The sequence below is a fragment of the Vibrio ouci genome, assembly GCF_004551525.1.
In the GTDB taxonomy this organism is placed as follows: domain Bacteria; phylum Pseudomonadota; class Gammaproteobacteria; order Enterobacterales; family Vibrionaceae; genus Vibrio; species Vibrio ouci.
Window position 1 is genome coordinate 1 of the sequence record NZ_SATR01000111.1, and the last position, 2,988, is coordinate 2,988.

The window sequence follows — 2,988 nt, forward strand, 5'->3', positions numbered from 1 at the left end:
ACCAATGGACTCTGGGTGGTAACACCTAACAAACAATTTAAGAGTGATTCAGCACGCTTGGCATTTTTCGTTTGAGTTGAGCTTAGTGTTTACGGCGGTCAAATCAAGTGTCGTGGTTGCGTGCTTCACACCTTAATTGGGCGTTATGAGCTAAAGGCTACACGTGAAATATTAGGGCACTATCGCTTTGGGCTTAGTTAAAGTAATCTATAGATTACAGCATATATTGCCACTACGAACCAACACCAAAAACCTAGCGTGTTAGCCCACATGAGTACCTTAAATTTCAATGAACTAGTGGTTGAACGATGGCGAATGAACGGATATGTAAGGCAGTAGTTAATTAAACGAGATATTATGCTGTATGGCAGCGTGTTTTGATAATTTGCATGTAGTAAATCTGCGTTTTTGGCTAGTTGTTTATCAATCCAAATAATACGTTTTACGTCCCCTAATGACAGAACTATACCGGCAATACTAGCTGGTATTGCCCATATTAGCGCATAGAAGCCAAGTAAACCTAAAATGATGATGCGAATAGGTTCTATATACTCCATTAGAAAACGCCCTCTAATATTTCGTCGCTTAGTTCCTTCATGTCTAGAACCATTTCATAGATAATATCACCAGCCACATTGCCGATGTTTGTCCCTGCAATCCCGCCTATGGCACCACCTACAGCGAAGGCACCAATAGAAGCGACTGCTACAACAGGAGTTGAGGCTGTGCCTAAAATTAGTAACACTCCGCCGACGGCTAGTGTTGCTACCTTACCACCTAAAGCTAGGCCACCAAGAAATCCACCTATCTCTTGTGCAACGGTCTTACCGCAATTGCCTTCACTATCAATATTGCATGCGTCATAGATATTATTCACGCCACTAGCGGCACCTAAACCTATACCAATATAACCGACGCCTTTTGTCGCGGATACACCAATGGAGACATTGGCAATTCGTTTACCAAGGTTTTTTACAAAACCTGACTTCAATATTTCGTCAGCGTTATGAATCACGGATTTAGTCGACAGTTTGAGGTTGCGTTTTACTTGCGTATAAACAGGTAACTGTACCGTGCGCTTTGATAGTGCAGCAAATGAACCGTCTAATTTCTTGAACAGTTCGGCACGCTGAGAGACAAATGAGCCATAATTGACTCCGCCAGTACGGCTTGCCATGGCTACTTGACCAGCGTATAGGTCATTAATCTCTAACAAAACACCGTTAATATTATTTAAATGTTGCTGTACTGCTGCTGTAGCCATACCAATGCCTGTTGAAGCGTGAGCGTAAAGGTCAGGGATATTAGCATTGGTATCAGCTTCTTGAATATCTGGTTGTTGGTTTGCGTAGTGGTCAAGAAGCTCTAAGTGTCGACTGACCATAGACACGTGTTCATCGCTGAGCTTACCTAGTTCTTCACTGGCCGCAGTCGCTTCTTCCTTTAGCTCTGCTAAAGCTTGCTTGTCTTTGGTGGTAGTGGGTTCATTTGTTGGAACAATAATGATTTCACCCTGTTTCACAGGGTTATTCAGGTGTACGTTACATTGTTTGATATATCGTTTTTGTGTGTTGGTTGTTTCGGCAGTAAACAGTTCTTCCCAGACTTGTTCAATTGGTCTGGTTTGCGAGTTTTGTGTCCACCCAAGTAAAAATTGGTTTTGTTTCTCAGCTTGTAGCTTTGCCCAGCCTTTTTCTGCTTCTTCGTATCGTTCTTGGCGTTGTCGTTCGATTTTCTCTCTAGTCGTTTCTTTAGGCGCAACAGGTTCAGTTACTGTGTTAACAGAGGTAAACTTAGAGCCTGAAGCATAGTTCTTTCTTGTTGCAGTTTCTATGGCGGCCCTACTGGTTTGCACTTTTCTGTGGTTGTCGCATGAAGCACAGGTGCAGGTTTTAGGGTCTTTCCAAATTGGACAGCGGTATTCTCGTTGTTTTATCATCGTAAGCTGAGGTTTTGACGTTGTAATGTGGTGATAATACCCCTAAAAGTTCACAGGTAAAAACTTGCCCAATACGTGACATGGTTACCCCCTTTAAAACGCTCATAACAAGCAATTTAAGAGGGATTCACAACGCTTGGCACTTTTGCTTCTACTTCAAATTTAGTGTTTACGGTACACTGCGTTAAGTTGGGTGGAGGCGTTGTTCACCCCTTAATTGGGCGTTAGAATTATTATTAGGCTAGGAGTAAGTTTTGACAAAATCTGGAGAGTTGTTTGAGCGTTCAATACAGGATGCTGAAGAGATCTTAGAACGCTTTGACGACGAAAAAAATGGCTCATCAGCCTACAATACAGAATCGCTGAAGCGAGCGGGGTTGGTGCTTACGCTTGCTGCTTGGGAAACCTACGTCAAAAATCGGTTTAATGAGGAAATTGATGTTTGGCTATTCTCTGTAAAGGGAAGTCAATTAGGGCACTTTGTTCAAAGAAAAGTAGACGAAGACTTGAAGCGTTTCTTTAATCCGAACTCTGCAAAGACTAAGCAACTATTTAAAGCATATTTTGATATCGATGTTACGGAAAGTTGGATGTGGGATAACTATCACCCATCGCAAGCAAAGAAAGTACTCGATCAGTTTGTATCTATGCGTGGGGATGCTGCACATCAAGCTAATACAAATCAACAGCAAGCTCACCTTGTAAAAAGAGAAGATCTGGCTAAAGCAATTCGCTTTATTAAAGGTTTAGTTAGAGCAATGGACGAAGTCAGCATTGCCAAATAATTCTAACAATCTGTTTAAGAGTGATTCGCAACGCTTGGCATTTTTGCTATGCGTTGCGTTTTGTGTTTAAGGTGGCATGCGGGAGCTTCGGTATTGCGTTGCTCACACCTTAACAGGGCGTTATATCACTTCGAAGGAACAATAAATATGAAGGGTAAAATTGTTAGATGGATTGATGAGCGTGGTTTTGGTTTCATCAACTCTGATGACTACCAAGGTGATGTTTTTGTCCATATATCGAAGTTCACAAAAGGCTATAGACGC

Annotated in this window: 3 protein-coding genes; 2 read left to right on the forward strand and 1 reads right to left on the reverse strand. The window is 42.0% G+C overall.

The window, feature by feature from the left end; translation table 11 throughout:
- Nucleotides 1–556 precede the first annotated feature (556 nt).
- Nucleotides 557–1,855: a hypothetical protein gene (locus tag ELS82_RS23890; RefSeq protein ID WP_244230873.1), complete on the reverse strand. Its 1,299-nt coding sequence runs from the start codon at nucleotides 1,853–1,855 to the stop codon at nucleotides 557–559.
- A gap of 338 nt (nucleotides 1,856–2,193) precedes the next feature.
- Here ELS82_RS23890 and ELS82_RS23895 point away from each other — a divergent pair, with 338 nt between their 5' ends.
- Nucleotides 2,194–2,724 carry a HEPN domain-containing protein gene (locus ELS82_RS23895; protein WP_134837639.1) on the forward strand — a complete coding sequence of 177 codons (531 nt, stop codon included), beginning with the start codon at nucleotides 2,194–2,196 and terminating at the stop codon, nucleotides 2,722–2,724.
- 147 nt (nucleotides 2,725–2,871) lie between these two features.
- Nucleotides 2,872–2,988: cold shock domain-containing protein (locus ELS82_RS23905; RefSeq protein WP_134837509.1), on the forward strand; the 117-nt coding region annotated here is incomplete at its 3' end.